This is a genomic window from Cytophagaceae bacterium, from assembly GCA_016722655.1.
Taxonomy (GTDB): domain Bacteria; phylum Bacteroidota; class Bacteroidia; order Cytophagales; family Spirosomataceae; genus Leadbetterella.
Map to the genome: position 1 here is coordinate 2,039,791 of JADKIR010000004.1, position 18,448 is coordinate 2,058,238.

At 37.7% G+C, this 18,448-nt stretch carries 17 protein-coding genes and 2 pseudogenes; 16 read left to right on the forward strand and 3 right to left on the reverse strand.

The window, feature by feature from the left end; translation table 11 throughout:
- The first annotated feature begins 46 nt into the window (after positions 1-46).
- From ilvN to IPP61_09380, 10 genes and pseudogenes are all read left to right on the forward strand, one after another.
- Positions 47-583, forward strand: coding sequence for an acetolactate synthase small subunit (gene ilvN, locus IPP61_09335; GenBank protein MBL0325369.1), 537 nt, complete (start codon positions 47-49; stop codon positions 581-583).
- A gap of 97 nt (positions 584-680) precedes the next feature.
- Positions 681-1,724: a ketol-acid reductoisomerase gene (ilvC, locus tag IPP61_09340; GenBank protein ID MBL0325370.1), complete on the forward strand. Its 1,044-nt coding sequence runs from the start codon at positions 681-683 to the stop codon at positions 1,722-1,724.
- Between the two features lie 262 nt (positions 1,725-1,986).
- On the forward strand, positions 1,987-3,384 hold the full coding sequence (locus IPP61_09345) for an aldehyde dehydrogenase family protein (protein MBL0325371.1): 1,398 nt from the start codon (positions 1,987-1,989) through the stop codon (positions 3,382-3,384).
- Positions 3,385-3,449: 65 nt separating this feature from the next.
- On the forward strand, positions 3,450-3,659 hold the full coding sequence (locus tag IPP61_09350) for a hypothetical protein (GenBank protein MBL0325372.1): 210 nt from the start codon (positions 3,450-3,452) through the stop codon (positions 3,657-3,659).
- Positions 3,649-3,977: pseudogene (locus tag IPP61_09355) on the forward strand (type II toxin-antitoxin system RelE/ParE family toxin). Before IPP61_09350 ends, IPP61_09355 begins: the two are co-directional and overlap by 11 nt.
- Before the next feature lie 76 nt (positions 3,978-4,053).
- Entirely contained in the window at positions 4,054-4,368 is a 315-nt protein-coding gene (locus IPP61_09360; GenBank protein MBL0325373.1) for a winged helix-turn-helix transcriptional regulator, read from the forward strand.
- A gap of 51 nt (positions 4,369-4,419) precedes the next feature.
- Positions 4,420-4,881, forward strand: coding sequence for an SRPBCC domain-containing protein (locus tag IPP61_09365; GenBank protein ID MBL0325374.1), 462 nt, complete (start codon positions 4,420-4,422; stop codon positions 4,879-4,881).
- A gap of 231 nt (positions 4,882-5,112) precedes the next feature.
- Entirely contained in the window at positions 5,113-5,484 is a 372-nt protein-coding gene (locus IPP61_09370; protein ID MBL0325375.1) for a DoxX family protein, read from the forward strand.
- 52 nt (positions 5,485-5,536) lie between these two features.
- On the forward strand, positions 5,537-6,115 hold the full coding sequence (locus IPP61_09375) for a YdeI/OmpD-associated family protein (GenBank protein ID MBL0325376.1): 579 nt from the start codon (positions 5,537-5,539) through the stop codon (positions 6,113-6,115).
- Positions 6,116-6,135: 20 nt separating this feature from the next.
- Positions 6,136-6,690, forward strand: a complete 555-nt coding sequence (locus IPP61_09380) for a DUF4256 domain-containing protein (protein MBL0325377.1) — start codon at positions 6,136-6,138, stop codon at positions 6,688-6,690.
- 36 nt (positions 6,691-6,726) lie between these two features.
- Here IPP61_09380 and IPP61_09385 read toward each other — a convergent pair whose 3' ends face one another.
- Positions 6,727-7,008, reverse strand: a complete 282-nt coding sequence (locus tag IPP61_09385) for a DUF1255 family protein (GenBank protein ID MBL0325378.1) — start codon at positions 7,006-7,008, stop codon at positions 6,727-6,729.
- A gap of 114 nt (positions 7,009-7,122) precedes the next feature.
- On the opposite strand from IPP61_09385, the gene IPP61_09390 reads away from it, so the two are divergent.
- From IPP61_09390 to IPP61_09415, 6 genes and pseudogenes are all read left to right on the forward strand, one after another.
- Entirely contained in the window at positions 7,123-7,752 is a 630-nt protein-coding gene (locus tag IPP61_09390; GenBank protein MBL0325379.1) for an ABC transporter ATP-binding protein, read from the forward strand.
- Positions 7,749-8,822, forward strand: coding sequence for a hypothetical protein (locus IPP61_09395; GenBank protein MBL0325380.1), 1,074 nt, complete (start codon positions 7,749-7,751; stop codon positions 8,820-8,822). Before IPP61_09390 ends, IPP61_09395 begins: the two co-directional genes overlap by 4 nt.
- Before the next feature lie 405 nt (positions 8,823-9,227).
- Positions 9,228-9,856 (forward strand): annotated as a pseudogene (rsmG, locus tag IPP61_09400) (16S rRNA (guanine(527)-N(7))-methyltransferase RsmG).
- Between the two features lie 2 nt (positions 9,857-9,858).
- Complete coding sequence (locus tag IPP61_09405) at positions 9,859-10,539, forward strand: hypothetical protein (GenBank protein MBL0325381.1); 681 nt, start codon at positions 9,859-9,861, stop codon at positions 10,537-10,539.
- Positions 10,540-10,590: 51 nt separating this feature from the next.
- Entirely contained in the window at positions 10,591-10,947 is a 357-nt protein-coding gene (locus IPP61_09410; protein ID MBL0325382.1) for a hypothetical protein, read from the forward strand.
- Positions 10,948-10,994: 47 nt separating this feature from the next.
- Positions 10,995-11,339, forward strand: a complete 345-nt coding sequence (locus IPP61_09415) for a hypothetical protein (protein MBL0325383.1) — start codon at positions 10,995-10,997, stop codon at positions 11,337-11,339.
- On the opposite strand, the gene IPP61_09420 is transcribed toward IPP61_09415, so the two are convergent.
- Positions 11,336-13,636: a BamA/TamA family outer membrane protein gene (locus IPP61_09420; GenBank protein ID MBL0325384.1), complete on the reverse strand. Its 2,301-nt coding sequence runs from the start codon at positions 13,634-13,636 to the stop codon at positions 11,336-11,338. The two genes, IPP61_09415 and IPP61_09420, sit on opposite strands and share 4 nt — an antisense overlap.
- Entirely contained in the window at positions 13,633-18,411 is a 4,779-nt protein-coding gene (locus IPP61_09425; protein MBL0325385.1) for a translocation/assembly module TamB domain-containing protein, read from the reverse strand. The genes IPP61_09420 and IPP61_09425 overlap by 4 nt, the downstream gene beginning before the upstream one ends.
- Positions 18,412-18,448: the final 37 nt, after the last annotated feature.

An 18,448-nucleotide genomic window follows, 5' to 3' on the forward strand; every position in this document is an offset into this window, starting at 1 on the left:
TTACAAAAATGCTTTTTTTAGTATTTTCTAAAAATATAATATTGTTATGACAACATACACATTATGCGTTTTTACCGAAAACAGCATAGGTCTTCTCAATAAAATCACCATCATATTTACCCGTAGAAGGATTAATATTGAGTCTTTGACTGTATCTGAAACCGAAAGAAAGGGAGTTTCGAGGTTTACGATTGTTATTAAGCATCCCAAGAGAGAGGAAGTTGAGAAACTGGTTAGACAAATCAGAAAAATCGTAGAAGTGCTTTCTGTTTTTGGATACCTCAACCAGGATATTGTTTACAACGAAATCGCTCTGTTCAAAATAGCCACTCCTCTTGGTGGAAAACCTATAGACATTGATGCTATCAACTCCATCTATAAAGCATGGGTAGTGTATTGGGAGCTTGATTATGTAGTAATTCAAAAAACCGGTACCGAGGAGGAAATTTTCGAGTTTTTCAAGTATCTCAAACCACACGGAATCATCGAGTTTGTGCGGTCAGGTAGGGTGGCAGTTGGTAAAACGCACCGCGGACTGGTAGAGTTCTTACCAGAAGATCAGGAATGGGAGTATTATTTGTAAAATGTTGAAAATGACAAAATAAATTCGGAAATTTGCGAGAATTTCAGAATGAACGTTAATTGATTCTAAGTTTGTTTTTAAATCTAATTTATAAAAAATGGCAAAATTAAACTTTGGTGGGGTAGAAGAAGAAGTGGTAACCCGCGAAGAATTTCCTCTTGAAAAAGCAAGAGAAGTATTGGGTAAAGAAGTTATAGCTGTAATCGGTTATGGCGTACAAGGCCCCGGTCAGGCTATGAATATGCGTGACAATGGGCTACCCGTAATCGTTGGACAGCGTAAAGGTAAAACTTACGACAAAGCTGTTGCCGATGGATGGGTACCTGGAGAGACACTTTTCGAAATCGAAGAAGCTCTAGAAAAAGGAACCATCATATGCTATCTTCTTTCTGACGCCGCTCAGATCGAACTTTGGCCTACAGTTAAAAAATATCTTACTCCGGGTAAATCCCTGTATTTCTCACATGGATTCGGAATCACATATAAAGAAAAAACCGGTATCGTTCCTCCAGCTGATGTGGACGTGTTCCTTGCTGCTCCAAAAGGCTCAGGTACTTCACTTCGTCGTCTGTTTGTAGAAGGAAAAGGTCTTAACTCATCGTTTGCCGTTTATCAGGATGCAACCGGAAAAGCCCGCGAAAAATGTATCGCTATGGCTATTGGAGTAGGTTCAGGATATTTGTTCGAAACCGATTTCTACAAAGAAGTATCTTCTGACCTTACCGGCGAAAGAGGTACTTTGATGGGTGCTATTCAGGGTATTTTTGCTGCTCAGTACGAAGTATTGAGAGCCAACGGACACTCTCCATCTGAAGCCTTCAACGAAACTGTGGAAGAATTGACACAATCATTGATGCCATTAGTAGCTGAAAATGGAATGGACTGGATGTATGCCAACTGCTCAACAACTGCTCAACGTGGAGCTCTGGACTGGTGGAAGCCTTTCCGTGATGCCACTAAGCCTGTTTTTGAGAAATTGTATAACTCTGTTGTTACTCAAAATGAAGCAGCAATTTCAATCGAGCGTAACTCTCAGCCTGACTATCGTGAGAAATTGGAGGTAGAATTAGCCGAACTTCGCGACTCAGAAATGTGGAGAGCCGGTAAAACAGTTAGAAGTCTTAGACCCGAAAATAACTAATTTTTAAATGGTTTTACCAAAAAAATCCTCGGGTTTCCCGGGGATTTTTTTTGTACCTTTTTTCACTTACAATATTTTATTATAAACCCATTTTCTATTTTTTTATTCTTTCCGCTCTTCTTTTTGAAATTTAATCGTCAATAAAATTTCTTTTAATAGATTTAATAAAAAAAACAATTTTATGAAAATTGGAAAAGAATTAGTTTATTTTTATCCAGCAATTTCTGATTAACAAAATTGGTCAAAATGAGATGTTATAAAAATGAATAGGATACAGGAACTGTTTGAACTACAAAAAATCAGCCAATATGAAGTGGCCAATGCACCCTTAAAAGTCAGGAAAGCTAAACTTAAGGCTTTACTAAAAGCTTTGACCGTCACTTTCAGACAAGAGTTGAGGGAGGCCATGTATGCCGACTTTAAGAAACCGGCTGCTGATGTTGATCTTTCAGAGATTTTTCCGGTTACTAGTGAAATCAAACATACCCTTTCACATATTAACCACTGGACTGCCAGGCAGCCCGTAAACACACCTATGGCATTTCTGGGTTCTACTTCTTATATCCGATATGAGCCCAAAGGTGTGTGTCTGATTATCGCACCCTGGAATTTTCCGGTAAATCTGCTATTAAGTCCGCTGGTGTCGGCTATAGCTGCGGGAAATACCGCCATTTTGAAACCCTCGGAATTAACCCCCCATACCTCCCTGGTGATTGAAAAGATTATCAAATCTATATTTGAGGAGAGCGAAGTGGCTGTGGTGCAGGGTGCGGTTGAAACATCTCAGATGCTGCTCCAGTTGCCATTTAACCATATTTTCTTTACCGGCTCACCTGCAGTTGGGAAAATCGTGATGGCTGCGGCTGCCAAAAATTTATCCTCGGTCACCCTAGAGCTGGGTGGAAAATCACCCACCATTGTCGATGAAACCGCCAATGTAAGCATTGCAGCAAAGAGGATTGTTTGGGGTAAATTTCATAACAGCGGCCAGATCTGTATCGCACCTGACTATGTGCTCGTGCACGAGAGTAAAGTAGATGAGCTTATTGCCAAAATGAAAGTTACGCTTAAAAATTTCTATGGAGAAGACCCCTCAAAGTCAGATTCTTATGGGCATATCGTTAATCAAAAGCACACCGAGAGGGTTAGTGAATATATTAAGGATTCAGTGGAAAAAGGTGCAAAAATCGTTCATGGCGGTAAAAGTAACCTGACTGGAAGTTTCATAGAACCCACTCTTGTAACCGACGTGCCGGAAGATGCTCCTTTGATGCAAAACGAAATTTTTGGGCCGGTTTTGCCGATTTTAACTTTCAAAACCCTTGATGAAGTAGTCAATAGGCTGAGTCAGGATGAAAAACCTCTGGCTTTGTACATTTACAGTAATAGTGACCGAAATATAGAATTCCTTATGAAAAACACCAGAGCTGGCAATAGTTGCATCAATCAAAATGATTTACACTATTACAATGCCGACCTGCCTTTTGGGGGTTCTAATAATTCCGGAATAGGGAAAGCCCACGGATTCTTCGGTTTTCAGGAATTTTCCAATGCCCGCGGTGTGTATCGTCAGCACCTTCCTCCCGCTCTTGAAATGCTGATGCCACCCTACAATAATCTGAAAAATAGGTTGATAGAGTGGGTAGTTAAGTTGTTTTGAAAAGTAGATTTGATTAATAATATTGCAGAAAATCTTTTTAAATTTGTGAAATTAAATTCAAGTAAATGAAAGTATTAGTGGAGATTTCCGATAAAAATGCAGAATTTGGCCTTGAAGTGCTAAAAAGTCTTTCATTTGTGAAGAAAACACAACAAATCTCAAAAGAAAAAGCAAGGCTTTGGTCCGACTTGAAACAAGCCGCTCAAGAGATTAAACTTCATCAGGAAGGGAAAATAAATTTAAAATCTGCAAGAGAATTGTTAAATGAACTTTAAAGTAATATCCACACAAAGATTTTCCACTGAAATTAAAAGGCTTCAAAAAAGGTATCCTTCAATTAAAGAAGAATTTACTCGATTAATTGAATTGCTCGAAAAAATCCTGCTTCAGGTATATCTATTGGTAAAAACTGTTACAAAATCAGGCTCTCAATTGCATCAAAAGGTAAAGGTAAAAGTGGTGGTGCCAGGATTATCACCTATGTTTATTTTGAAAAAGATATTGTTTATTTGATGTTTATTTATGATAAATCAGAAAAGGAAAATATTAAACCTTCTGAAATAAAAGGAATGATTGAAAGTCTTGATTTGTAATTATTTATAAATTTTTCTAATTTCTTTTTGTTTTGGAAAAAATAAAATTATATTTGCAGTCAAATAACTGCATATTGTGAAGTCAAGAAGAGATGTATTCCAGGCCATAGCCGATCCTACCCGAAGGGCGATTATCGCTTTGCTGGCAGTGCAAGCATTAACACCGGGTGCTATTGCGGAAAACTTTGATGCCGCCCGACAAACCATTTCAAAGCATATTCAGATACTGACCGAATGTGAGTTGGTGCGACATGAAAATAAAGGGAGAGAGATTGTGTATCATATTAATCCTCAGAAAATGAAAGAGATAGCTGAATGGGCTGAGCAATACCGCCAGCTTTGGGACTCCCGTTTTAACGCCCTGGAAGACATCATGAAGAACTATTTATAAACTTAAAAATTACGCTTTCTATCCCGCAGTTATATGAGGCGGAGCAAGGTTATGGAACAAAAAACAAAAATACACGCTGAGCCAGGTAAACAAGAAATCATAGTAACCCGTGATTTTGATTTACCGGTTGCCCTTGTTTTCAAGGCATACACTGAGCCCGAAATTTTAGCCCAGTGGATGGGCACAAAGGTAGCCAAATTGGAATGTCAATCTTTTGGAAGCTATCGGTTTGAAACCACTGACCCTATGGGAAATGTACATGTTTTCTCAGGGGCTTTTCATGAAATCATACCTGATAAAAAGATCGTCCGGACCTTCCAGATGGAAAACACCGGCTTTGAGGTTCAGATAGAGTATCTTGACTTTGAGCCAGTTACAGATGCAACAAGCAAGCTCACGATGCACATGGTTTTCAGGTCGGTGGAGTTTCGGGACAAGCTTATGCAAATGCCATTTGCTTTCGGCCTCAACATGGCTCATAATCGACTCGAAGATTTTTTTGTTAAAAAATAGAAACTAATAAAAATATATTTCCTTGAATCTTTATTCAGGCTACTGAAAATTTCGGGACTAAAAATGCTTATTACAAACTGATATTTTTCCGAAATTTTATGTAGGCATTGAATAAAGTAGGTTTTTTTGATTACTTTTTTGCCTAAACAAAAAAGTAATTGCCGCCCGCACAGGGCACGAATCAAAATCAAATTAGAAAAGAAAAACTTTCATATTAAACCCTTTAAAAACATGTCAAAACGTAACAAAATTATCTACTGGGTAGCCACATTGTGGTTATCATTGGGAATGACTTCCACCGGAATCGTTCAGATCATCAAACTCAAAGAAGAAGCCGAAATGATGAGACATTTGGGCTATCCTGACTATTTTATGCCTATTTTGGGTGTTTGGAAAATACTGGGAGTAGTAGCCATTTTGGCTCCCAAATTCCCCGTGGTAAAAGAATGGGCTTATGCAGGATTTTTCATTGCCATGTCGGGTGCATTGGTGTCGCATGTGGCGGTGGGCGATGGAGCAAAGGAATTTTTCGGACCCACTTTATTGATAGTATTAACGATGATTTCGTGGTATTTTCGTCCGGATGGAAGGAAATTAGCATAAATTCCTAAAATCAATTTCTTTTTTCTTGAAAACTTATAAATAGCTAATAGCATTGAATCCAAAAGTAAATTTTTATTTCGAAAAAGCCGGAAAGTGGAAAGCTGAACTAGAGAAACTCCGAAACCTGGTGTTGGAGACAGGCCTCACAGAAGATTTGAAGTGGGGTTGCCCGTGTTATACACTTGGTAAAGCCAATGTGGTGTTGATTCATGATTTCAAGGAATATTGTGCTCTTTTGTTTTTTAAAGGGGCATTATTGCAAAATGAAGATGGGCGGCTGATACAACAAACCGAAAATGTGCAGTCGGCCAGACAGATGCGGTTTGTTAATTTTCAGGAAGTTACAGAAAGAGAAGCAATTATAAAAACCAAAATTTTTGAGGCTATTGAGGTAGAAAAAGCCGGACTAAAAGTTGAACTCAAGAAAACTAAAGATTTTGAAGTACCTCAGGAGTTTCAGGCGGTATTGGATGAAAACTCAGAAATCAAGACGGCATTTGAAGCACTGACTCCGGGTCGGCAGAGGGCTTATTTATTCCATTTTGGACAAGCAAAGCAGTCTAAAACACGTGAGGATAGAATTGAAAAATTTATTCCCAAAATCCTTGAAGGAAAGGGATTGGAAGATTGAAATTTTAAAATTGAATAGGTATGAGAAAATTATCAACCGAAGAAAAAGATTCACTAATAAAAATCCTTAAAACCCGTTTTGAAAAAAATATGGGTAGGCATCCCGGTATAAAATGGGAAGATGTGCAAACCAAACTAGAGAATAATCCTGAAAAACTTTGGTCGCTTGACCAAATGGAACTCACCGAAGGCGAGCCGGATGTAGTTGGTTTTGACGAGAAAAGTGGGGAATATATTTTTTATGATTGCTCACCTGAGAGCCCCAAAGGCAGGCGTAGTTTGTGCTATGACAGAGCCGCTCTGGATGCCAGAAAGGAGTATAAGCCTACCAACAGCATTATGGATATGGCTGCTGAAATGGGCGTGGAAGTGCTTACAGAAGAGCAATATCATTTTTTACAATCATTGGGCAATTTTGACCTCAAAACTTCCAGTTGGATTATCACACCTTTTGAGATCAGGAAGCGGGGAGGTGCACTTTTTGGTGACCGCCGATATGACCATGTTTTTACTTATCACAATGGTGCCGATTCATATTATGCTGCCAGAGGATTTAGAAGTGCGTTGAAAATTTAAAAAAAGCCGGAATTTTTTTTTCCGGCTTTTCAAATTTTATTCATATTCACATAAATAACTCGTTTGGAAAGGTACATTTACCCAAAACTTTGAGTTGGCAGGCACCTCGAAAGCCTCACCGTCAGAAAAAACATTTATATCAGCCTCACCCTCAATTTTTACTTCCATTTTTCCCTGAATTACGGTCATAGTTTCGGCTGAACCCGTGCTGAATTCATATTCTCCTTCATTCATAACGCCCACTGTTGACTTGCCATTTTCGGTTTTATAACCCAACGATTTTACATTTCCCCCAAAATACTCGTTTACTGAAATCATATTTTTTTTATATTTTTTTTGCAAAAATATTCAAAAAAACAGTTTCTTTACCGCTTAAATAATTATTGTTAAAACAATATCCATGATATGTTTTTTTTGTAAAAATTTCGCAGGATGCTTCAAATCAAGGGATTTCGGAAATCGTATCATGAAAATGTAATTCTTGATGTACCCGACCTGGTTATAGGTAAGGGTGTAATTATCTTTCAGGGGCATAATGGCTCCGGAAAATCCACATTTCTGAAGGCCATTTCGGGTATGATTCCGTTTGAAGGAGAAGTGGTTTTGGATAATGAATATTTCCTTTCGAAAGACCCCGTCATATTCAGGAAATGGGTCAACTATAGTGCTGCCGAGCCACAATACCCCGATTTTATTTCCGGAAAGGAGATTATCGACTTTTACCTTAAAGTTAAGGGTGGGAAGAAGTCTGAAATTGAAGAATATGTGAAACAGTTGCATGTCAATAGCTTTTACAAGAACCCAATAGGCAGCTATAGCTCAGGCATGCTCAAAAAGATTTCGCTGATCGCCGCCCTTTGTGGAGATCCAAAAATCCTCGCATTGGACGAGCTTCTGACCACAATTGATGTGGAAAGTCAACATATTTTTCTGGAAATATTAAAGCATAAAGTAGCAGATGGTGTAAGTGTTTTTATTGCCTCGCATCATGAGATTGATCAAAATGTTTTGCCTGTAAATCAGTATTTTAGAGTGCAAAATCAAACCATCACGCAACTATGATTTTGACCAAAACCATCGTCAGAAACTACTATAAACAAAATGTGGGATTTTATCTGCTCATTTTTATGCTGGCTTTTGGTTTTATGAAAGGTCCGGATCACAAGCATCTGATTTTGAGTATTTTGCAGGCTCCATATATGTTAGTTTATGTGTCAATTGTTTGGGTTTTGCATGTATTAAAGACCAATTTCTTTTTCAGACAAAACCTTACCGACAGCCGAAATCGTTTTCTAAAAGATATGATTTTGGCGAAACCTTCTTATGTGATATCCGAACTTTTGTCAGCACAATTTGCCTTGGATCTGCCCTTTTTATTATATGCACTGGCCATGGTTATTTTGGGTTTTGTGAGCAATTTGATTTTACCCGCAATACTCATTATTTTTATTCAAATCGCCTTGGTTTTGATTCCGGCATTGCATCTGTATTTTGAAATCAAAAGAACTGACGAACCCCAAACAAGTATTTTTTCCTTGAAATGGCTTCCCAGTTTACCCCAGCATATTTGGTTTATTTCTTATCTTTTCAGAAAACAACCATTATTAATCTTAAGTCTTAAGTTCTTTTCCTGGTGTATTATTTATGGTACAGCCCAGCTTTTTCCAACCGATGAATATGATTTTAGACTTTTAAATCTTGGAATCTGGATTTTGAGCTTAGGACAGTTTGTTTTGGGACAAGAATATTACAGATATTTTATAAGAAACGTTTTTTTTGAGAAAAATCTACCAATTTCAATGAACAAAAGGTTAAGTTACCTGCTTCTTTTATCCTTGATTTTAAGTATTCCTGAGTTTTATTTGATTTCCGCCAACTGGTGGCAATTGATTTCAATTTCTGACTGGCTTTCTGCTTATTTATATTTTCTTTCCTTGCAGACATTCTGGATTATTTTTCAATTCAAAGTCACCCATACTGAAGATAAAACTGATTTGAGAGTATTTACGGCTCTGGGTTTGATTTTCTTTTTAATCATGTTCAAAGTTAACCTGGCCTTAATAGGGGCGGTTTTTCTGATTTGGGGTTGTTTTATTTATAAAAGTCGATATCAAAATTCAGAGAGTTTTTAGTTTTCGTGTGGAAACTTTGGGCTAAAGCCCTTTGGTTTGTACAAGCCTATTTTTATCCATTAGCTAAAGCTAGTGGTAATTGATTTTTATTATTCAATACAGTTATAAATTAGAAATGGGCTTTAGCCCAATATTTTATTTGTTTTATCCATCCTCAGAAGCCAGTGGTAATTGATTTTTTGTTTTGGAGAAAATTGGAATGGGCTTTAAGCCCATTTACTAAAATGAAAATAAAGTAAATAGGGGCTTTAGCCCAATTTTAATTCGGACATTATTTTGCAAAATAATAATCTAATTTATACCAAATCATCCTATTTTCATAGATAATTAAATATGCTTGGGTTATAACCAAATTCCGAAATTCCTCAATAATGCATTATCTTTACCAATAATTTTGACTGAAAATTGGACAGCGTAACACTAATTCAAAAATATTTTCCTGAATTGACCAGCGAGCAAATTGAGCAATTTGGTCGCCTGAGAGAGCTTTACGAACTTTGGAACTCTCAGATAAACGTCATTTCCCGCAAAGACATGGAACATCTTTACGAGAAACATGTTTTGCATTCATTGGGCATCGCTAAGGTTTGTAGTTTTGTTGATGATACCGAGATTCTGGACGTGGGCACGGGAGGAGGTTTTCCGGGGATTCCACTGGCTATCATGTTTCCTAATGTGCAGTTTCATCTGGTAGATTCTATCGGAAAAAAAATAAAAGTGGTTAATGAAGTAGCGGCTGCTTTGGGGCTCAAAAATGTAAAAGCAGAGCATGAAAGGGCTGAAAAAATTCAGGGAACCTATGATTTTGTTGTAAGTCGTGCGGTTACCCGTATGGCCCCGTTTATGGGCTGGATTCAAAATAAAATCAACCGTAATCACTATAATCCTTTGGACAATGGTGTTTTATACCTCAAAGGAGGCGACCTGGAAGAAGAACTCTCCGAAATCAAAAGAAAGTACAAGTTGTACAACCTTCCCGATTTTTTTGAAGAGGAATTTTTGATACCAAAAAGGTGGTGTACGTACCTTTCTGATTATGGCAGCCATTGCAAGGTTTGATTTAGGAAAAAAATCTTTGGTAATCGAAGCCCATCTGGCTCTTTATGGTTCTTTAGCCTCGCAAGAAGTAGGAGAGAGGATAGTTTCTGAAATCAACCGCATGTGGAACCAGCCCAAAGCTGCAATTGAAGTGGACGGTACTCTTTTCGACATCGTATTTCATATTGATTTTGGTGTTTATTCACAAAATGATACTCTGAAAATGTTTTCAGAGAACAACAGTCACCGGGTGAATTTTATCAGAATTGAAGAAAAAAACGTAGCAGAACGCTCCATGATGGGCTTTGGGCTAGGTGAAAACTCCGGTCATTGGCTTATTACTGACCAACTGGGCGACAGCACCACAGCGGCACACGAGTTTGGCCATGCCTTGGGCCTTCCACATCCCGATGAACTCGATTTCAGAAACAGCGGGAATCCTCCTATCATGGCTCCCAGAGGCACAATTGTGGATGCAGACTTTCAGTGGAATCCTCTGGCTGAGCCCGGTATGACAGGCGGTACCATGCGGCCTATCCACAGACGGGTTAGGGCTTATGAGGTCTTGAATGTGGTAAAGGATAAAATTTTAGGCACTACTGATTCGTTTACTATCGGTAAACTCAGCCCACATTTATATGACGAAATTGGTCAACCTGCCGCTTTATCGATTTCATGATAAACTATTTTAAAAAAAATGAGTCAAAGAATTAATATTCAAATAAATAAAATGAAAAAAAACATCAGTTTTCTGTTTATAATCCTGATTGCATCACTTTCGTCATGTGCACCCGGTAGTATGCCTACCAGTAGTAAACCTGCAGCTACAGTTGCTGACACCGGAAGCCCGGAAGCAAAAGCCAAGGCGGTTACCGACAAAATGACCCAGGTTCTTGGATTGAGTACCGACCAGACTGATAAAGTCATGATGATCAATGTCGTGAATTTTAAGATTGTAAAACGCCTCAGAGAAACCAATGACACCGGAAAACTGCCAACAACGAAAGAAAAGTATCAAAATGAGATGAAAGAAGTGCTTAATGAGCAACAGTTTACCAAGTTTTTGACTGAATTTTCTGAAATATAATTTTAAATTAAATCCGGTTATTTTCAAATAAAAAAGAATAATTTATAATGAAGAAAATCCTCGCTTTCCTGATTATTGCCTTGATTTTTGTGCAAAATATCAGCTGTAAAAATAACAAAAATGCCATTAAATCCGGAGTAGAAGCAATTTCAAACCCTGAGAGTTTGGCAAAACTAACTACTGATCAAATGGTAAAAGCTCTGGGACTGGACGGGACTCAGACAGAAAAAGTTATGATGCTCAACTTGGTAAATTATAAAGTATTACAAAAGCTTAAGCCTTCAGAGTCAGATAAAATAGCATCAGTAAAAGATAAATATATTGCTGAGATGAAAGCCGTGCTTTCTTCGCCGCAATTTGATAAGTTTTTGAAGGAGTTTGTGAAGTTCTAAAACGGCAAACCTACCGCGATATTCCAGATGAGATTTTCTTTTCTGTAGGCTTTTTTAAGACTAAAATCATCAATAACCCAGCGTTCTTTGCCTTCAAGCCATGGTTTACGGAAAGGAGTGGCAATATCCAACCTGAAAATCACAAAAGAAAAGTCAAACCGGAAGCCTATACCACCACCAATGGCCATTTCATTCAGGAAAGATTTTGAAAACAAAACTCCCGGCCCATAAATATATTCGTCTTTGGCCATCCACACGTTTCCGGCATCGACAAAAAGAGCGGTGCCTATAAAATTATTGACTTTATATCTTAGTTCTGTGTTGAGTTCGAGTTTTATATCTCCGGTATTATTCCCAAGAAATTGCTCCGCTAATGTACCTGTTCGTGCATAAGTGCCTGGTCCAACCCCTCTTGCCCTAAAAGCCCGTAAGGAGTTATTTCCACCTACATAAAACTGGTTTACAAAAGGAAGCTGCAAGGAATTACCATAAGGAACACCCACACCTACAATTGCCCGGTTGGCCCAGGAAGTCTTTCTTGAGAAGTCAATTTTGTATCTCAGATCTTGTTCAAGTCTTACAAATTGTGAGAAATAGTCTCCAAAAACCTTCCCCTTTTTCTCCGGATCATTTCTTATTTTATCATAAAGGCCAAAAAGATTTCCCGCCAAATCAAGATTTCCGGAATATGAAAACCAGCCAACGCCCATTTTTCTTTGTCTTACATTTATTTCATAAGAGCCACCTGCAATAAACTGATTTTCAAGAATTACCAAAAGGCGGGGGTCAGCAAAAATCTCATCAATAAACTCGGTGCTGATATTAGTTGATTTTACCAGATTCAAAGTTATTGGTCGTAAAGAGTGTTCAATGCCCCGGCCTTTTGTCCATGCATAACCAAGGGTTGCTTTTGCTGAGTTCAGGTTATACAGGCCGGTCTTTCTGAAACTTTCCCAGCCTACTGTGATAAGGGTTTTGGGTAAAACTTTACTGATTTCGGGGTCTATTTTTACGAAAGGTGCCCAAAATCTCGGAATAGTGTATTGAGCATCCAGCCCAATACGGTAGTTATCTTTATATTGATTGTCTTTGTTGCCGCCCACCTGGAGTTCAAGTCCGGCTTTTGCTGAAAGTTTTAGGATTTCGGCACCCTTGAAAGTATTGTTATTGAGCCAGTTAAGGCTGAGTTGTGAACCCGCCAAACCACTCGATCGGGTTATGGCATTGGCTTCCATTCTCAGAGATTTTCTTTTCTGTGTTTGAAGGAAATAATGGACATCTATCAAGGTGCTGTCAAGGCGGTTGACCACTTCAAAGCGGCTGTTGATAAATTTAAAATTACTTAAACCTATCAGTCGGTTATTGGTAATGGTTTGCAGTTCAAAGTTGTAAAGCGTACCCGGTCTGAAGGCTATGGCATCAGAGAAGATCCGTTCTTTGTATTTTTTTTGAGGATCATCCAATATCAAACCTCTGAAAAAATCAAAACCTTCAGAAGGGACTATTTCAGGTTTGGAATCTACATAAACAAAAATATCGTTGATCTGGTATTGTCTTTGAACAGTGGCCAGAACAGGCTCCTTCAGCCCGATTTCCAATCTTATGCTATGTTTTTTGAGGGTTGTATCGGCTTTTATTGAAATATTGTCGGGCTTAAAATAATAGTAACCTTTTCCTCTGAGGTTTTTTTCGATTTCCAGCCTTTCAGCTTTTAATTTTTCAAGATCAAAAAACTTACCCCAACTTACTTTTGATGCTGCCGCATGAAAATCAGAGGCCAATGTGCCGTCGCCGTTATGGATTATTACGGTATCAATGGCATATCTCATGCCTGTAAAAGCCGTATATTGTGCATATGCCTGATATCGTTTGGTTTCCATATTGCTCAGGACTTTGGCATCAAAATAACCTCTGGATTTCAGGTATTCGGTGAGTCGCACGGCATTTTTTGCGAGTAAAGTATTATTGAAAAAAACTGGTTCTTCCACAAAATTCCTGATGATTGGCCATTTTCTTCTTTTTTCTTTTTTTATAAAATAATAAAAACCCACTTTGTAGGGCACCCTGTATTTTGAAAGTGGAATACCGATTTTGCTGTTTTCGACTGGCAGCAACATTTCATCTAACGTTTCCTCCAGACCTACAATTTTTGCATCTTTCAGAGTATCAGCTTCGGTGAGTTTAATGGTGCCACCTCCATATACTTTTTGACCTTCGGGTAGATTTTTTTCTATGCTACAAGAAAAAATCATAGCCGACAGTGCAATGAATGCTAATATTTTGAAATATTCTTTCATTTGGCTCTTTTAAATAACTCTTTCCAGGTTTCGTAATCTATCGCCACAATGAAACCCACGCCGGTTTCGATTACAGAACCCTCAATCACCATATCGTTTTGGGTTTTTCTGAAAATATTAAAACGATAGCGACCATCTTTTGAAATAAGCCAGTTTACCTGTAGATTGTCAAAGATTTCGTCAGACCGCATATCTTTATTTTCTAGTTCAAAGTTTTTTCCTACCGATAGTATTAGTCTTTCATTGGCTAGTTTTTTACTTACGCCCAGGCTAAGATTGGTGTTTTTGGAATAATTGGTAGTGTTTACCCCTGATTCCAGTCCCAGATTAAGGTCGAAACCTTTGATCAGGCCCGAAGCAAAATTATTGAGGCTGCTGCTGATTATTTCACTTACTTTCCTACGGGCTATATCTTCATAGTTTTCTAATGATTCAGCATTTTTGGTCAGAGATTCAGAATTAAAAGCCCCGGCAACCAATAAAAATACAGCCCTGTCATTCATTTCAACCTTTTTGGAAGTACTGGCTGCGGTTATTTTTTCGCCTTTGTCATTGATTAATTTGTAGCCTTCTTCTTCTGCTGTTTTTGCATATTCACCCAAATCATTCTCCCTTAATACCACCTCAAAATTAACCTCAGGTCCGGCGACCGGGCCTTTCAGAGTGAGATCTACTCTCACAGGGATGTTGAGTTTTTTGCTCCGCAGATCTTCATTTATAAAAGGTGGCGATTTTTTTCCGGGAACATTATAAAAAGCAGTTATATCCATCTGGCCGGCCATGGGGTCACCTGTCCATATAATATTGCTTTTACTTGCGGCATTGATGTCAAATTCTTTTTTAAATACCTGATAAGTAAGGGCATACTTACCTTTGACGATGTCGTATTGACCCAGCATGTAAAGGTCGCCTTTGTTATCAAAACCTATATTAAATTTCCCGTTGCCGTTGGCGGTGAGCAGGTCGCCGGTGAGCGGATCCATCAAAATGTTGAGCGTAGCCTCATTAGGTACTTCCACATTTATGTTTACGGCATTGGAAAAGTTGATTTTACTTTCAGTTTTTTCCGGTTTCTTTTCTGTATTTTTTTCCTTTTTTGAACTCACAAACTCCACTATTTCCAGCATTTCTGAGCCTATTTCTGACTCATCTTCCATCAGGAGCGTGAGGTTGGTTTTCTTTCCTAAAACTACATCACCTTCCAACCGGAAAGTATTATTTTTGCCTTTGATGGTCAGGTCGGAGTCGAAATAGCCCGTGCCATAAAACAAGTCGTTTTTACCTTTTTTGCTATCAATGAGTTTAAAGTCTTTTCCCGCAAGTGAAAGATTATATTCAAAATCAGGCAAGTTCTCCAGATTGATGTCACCATTGACAATAAGTTTTTGGTTGTTTTCATCGCTTATAATCAAGCCTTTAAGTTGCAAATGTCGTTCTGCCAAATTAAATTTTTGATCGCTGATTTTAAGTAATGCCCCGGTTTGAACCATTCGGCCTTCCAAGGTTTTGATATTGGCCACACCTGATATTGCAGGATTGTCCAGACTACCCTTTACTTTAAAATCTCCTTCCATTTCCCCTTTCAGATTATTAAAAATATCTTTCATAAATGGCTCAACTACAGCCATATCCAGTTTTTTGAGCTTGAGATCGATATCTATTTTCTGACCGTCATTTGGGAAAAAACTACCTACTATTTTGACTTCATTGTTGGGTCCGGATAGCTCTGTTGAAAGGTAAATTTCATTTTTAGAAATGCTTTTGGCGACACCATTCAAATCTCCCAAAGAATTCTTTTGATAGATTAGGTTTTTAATGGTATAATCACCTGTAAACGATAGATTATCAGACATATAATTGACCAGCTCAATGTCAGTATCCAGAGTTCCGCTTAACAAAGTAGAATCTCTGTAAATGGCTCTAGAAAAGAAATTAAGATCAAGATTTTGGGCAAAAACATGCAACGGACCGTTAGATTGGTCATTTAGGGTAGATACCCTGACAATCTGGCTACCGGCATTGGTAAATATCACATCTGAAAACTTAATACCGGCTTTGGAATATTCAAAATAACCGTAGGGATTACCGGCCCATGGCTCGTAAAACAGCCGGGTGCCTTCTTCATCAAATGATACCCTCAGGGCGTTGTTCTCACTTTTTACAAATCCATGAAGGGCGTGAATCTCCTTTTCAAGAGAATCTTTCACTGACAAGGCAAAGTCAGCCACGTTATTTTCCAGTGAACCTGACAAGGAGGCATTTCTGATACGGAAGTCATTTTGGAGAATCTCTGCTGTATTGGCTTTGAAAGTAAGGGCGGTGCCGTTACCTGAAAAATCAAAATTTAAATCCTTGATATTCAGTGAGTCATATTTTATAGACTGAAGGTTTATGTTTCCGGAAATAGGCAAAAGCGGATTTTCTGATGAAATTTTGGCTACAACAGTAATAGGCTCAAATGCCTTCAATCCCGGAAGAAATGCTGTAAAAACAGGATCATAATTTACTTTGCCCGATACATTTACCGAATAGGTGATTTTTGGGTCAATGGGCTTGTAATCAGGTATTTTGAAATATTTATTTACTTCACTCAGAACAATATCGCCCAACTGATCATAGTCAAAATTACCGCTCAGATTCAAACGCATGAAGTCGGTATTGAGAACCAGCATTTTTTCTTTATTGGTATTTTGAGTTAAAATCATCAGATTGCCTACCGGATACAATTTATCGTCTTTATACACTCTGACATTTTTCCCTGCAAGGTCTATTCTTGGGTTTTTACTATCGGCCAAAAGGTCGTTTATAATAAAATCACCTTTCAATTCAATGTTTTCGTCGGTCAGACCCAAAGCCTTGAGGTTAGCAGACTCTATGCTAGTTTTCCCGGTAAGACTAATTGTTGGTTTGGTGAGATCAATTACACCCTTCCAACCCAGTTTTGCATTTTCATCGTCAATGTTTAGGGTCGTTTGAACCTTCTGATTGACCATATTTGCTGCAAAATCAATATTCTGGTATTTTTTGCCGTCATAGAATGCGTCTTTAATCCGGCCTTTCAGGTTTACCTCCGGTTTGTCAAAACCCCTGCCATCAAAGTCAATGTAACCACTCACCTTACCAAGTGTCGCATTTTTTACCAGTTTTCCGACCTCAAAACCAGCCACCATTAGCTGCCCCTTATATGTCGGATTTTTGGAAATGTCGGAGAGTGATGCGGTGAGTTTTCCGGTACCTTGATCCGAAGTGAGGATAATATTGGTCGTTATACTCTCTGTACTACCTGAAATATGACCTGTGGCCGTAAAATAATTGGGGATTGAGATGTCCTTTGGGATTTGATTTTCTGGCACATATCTATCGATGTCTTTTTTAGTTGATTTCAGATTTTTTATGTTAAAATCGAAAGTCGGGCTACTGAAATTTTTAATATTGCCGGCAATTGAGAGCTCGGTATTTTCTGGCAATGAAGCTTTGAAATTTTCGGTTTTTAGGAAATTGGTATTGCCTTGAAGGTCACCCTTTATCAAAATCGTGGTATTGGCTACTTTTTTAAAGTTTTCATTTTTGGCCAGATTTTTTGAAAAATACAGAGCTTCACCCGGAGCCAAATTTCCTTTGATTTCTGTTAAGAAAAAACTTGATTTTTCAATGTGATTGGTATCTAGTTTTGCATTTAAGGTTGAGTTCAGATTGCTGCTTCCGGTTATGATTTCTATTTTTGGTAAGCTTAAATTATCTTTTTTAAGATTGATGATAGTGGCTAATTTTTTTAATTCAAAACCACTTTTTTCTTTAAAAGATAAATTGGAAATCTCACCATAAATATCATTGAAGTTGTTGATTTTTAACTTTTTAACTTTAAAATTAGATTTAGTAATTTCCAGATGATTGGGATCAAACTCTCCGTTTTGTTTTTTTGGAACCTTTGTGTCAAAATAGCTTAAATTTCCTGAATTTAGTTCGATTTCAGTTAGTTCATAAAGATTTGTCGCCAGAGAAATATTTCCTTCAGAAAGATTAAGGTTCGTATTCTTTGTGGTCAAATTTCTGGTGCCGCTCTGAATATCAAGGTTAAGATTTTTGCCAATAATCCCGGGGAATTTTATTTTTAACTCAGATTTTTTGTTGGTGGTATCTGAAGAAGATGATGAAATTATTGCTTTCATTGTCAGCCCTTCTAACTCAGTTTTTTTAAGAAAAAACTTGCTTTTGACCAAATCAAAAACCTCAAAACCGGTATTTAATTTATTGATTTTAAGTGAAATTGTATTTCCGCCTGATTGAAATTTAATTCTTGATTTTTCTAAAATAATTTCATTCAGAAAATATTGGAAAGGCGTATTGGTGGTTGTTTTTTCAGTAGGATTTGAGGCAAAAGCGTCAAGAATAAATTGATAATTTGGAATATTATTTTTTTCATAGATATTTAAGTAGCTATCTTTTAATAAAGCCTTATTAATCAGAATCTTATTGTTTAGAAGAGCAAGGATATCCAGGTCAATTTTTATCTTTTTTGCAGCCAATAACGTGTCTGACTGTTTGTCGGTGATAAGAAGACTGTCAGATTGAATCCAGTCGGGGAAGCTGTAAGTGAAATTTGACTTTACTGTTGTTTTTAATTTTTGGGATAGGTACTGAGTTGCTCTCCGGCATACCCAATTTTGTCCCGAACCCGAATTCAAAAAATACAAGAATCCCAATAAACCCAATGCCAATACTAAAATCAGCGATGCGATAATCTTGAGAATTGCACTTTTTTTGTTTCCTGTCATCAGGTTATGGAGAGATTTCCTTTACAAAAATAGAAAA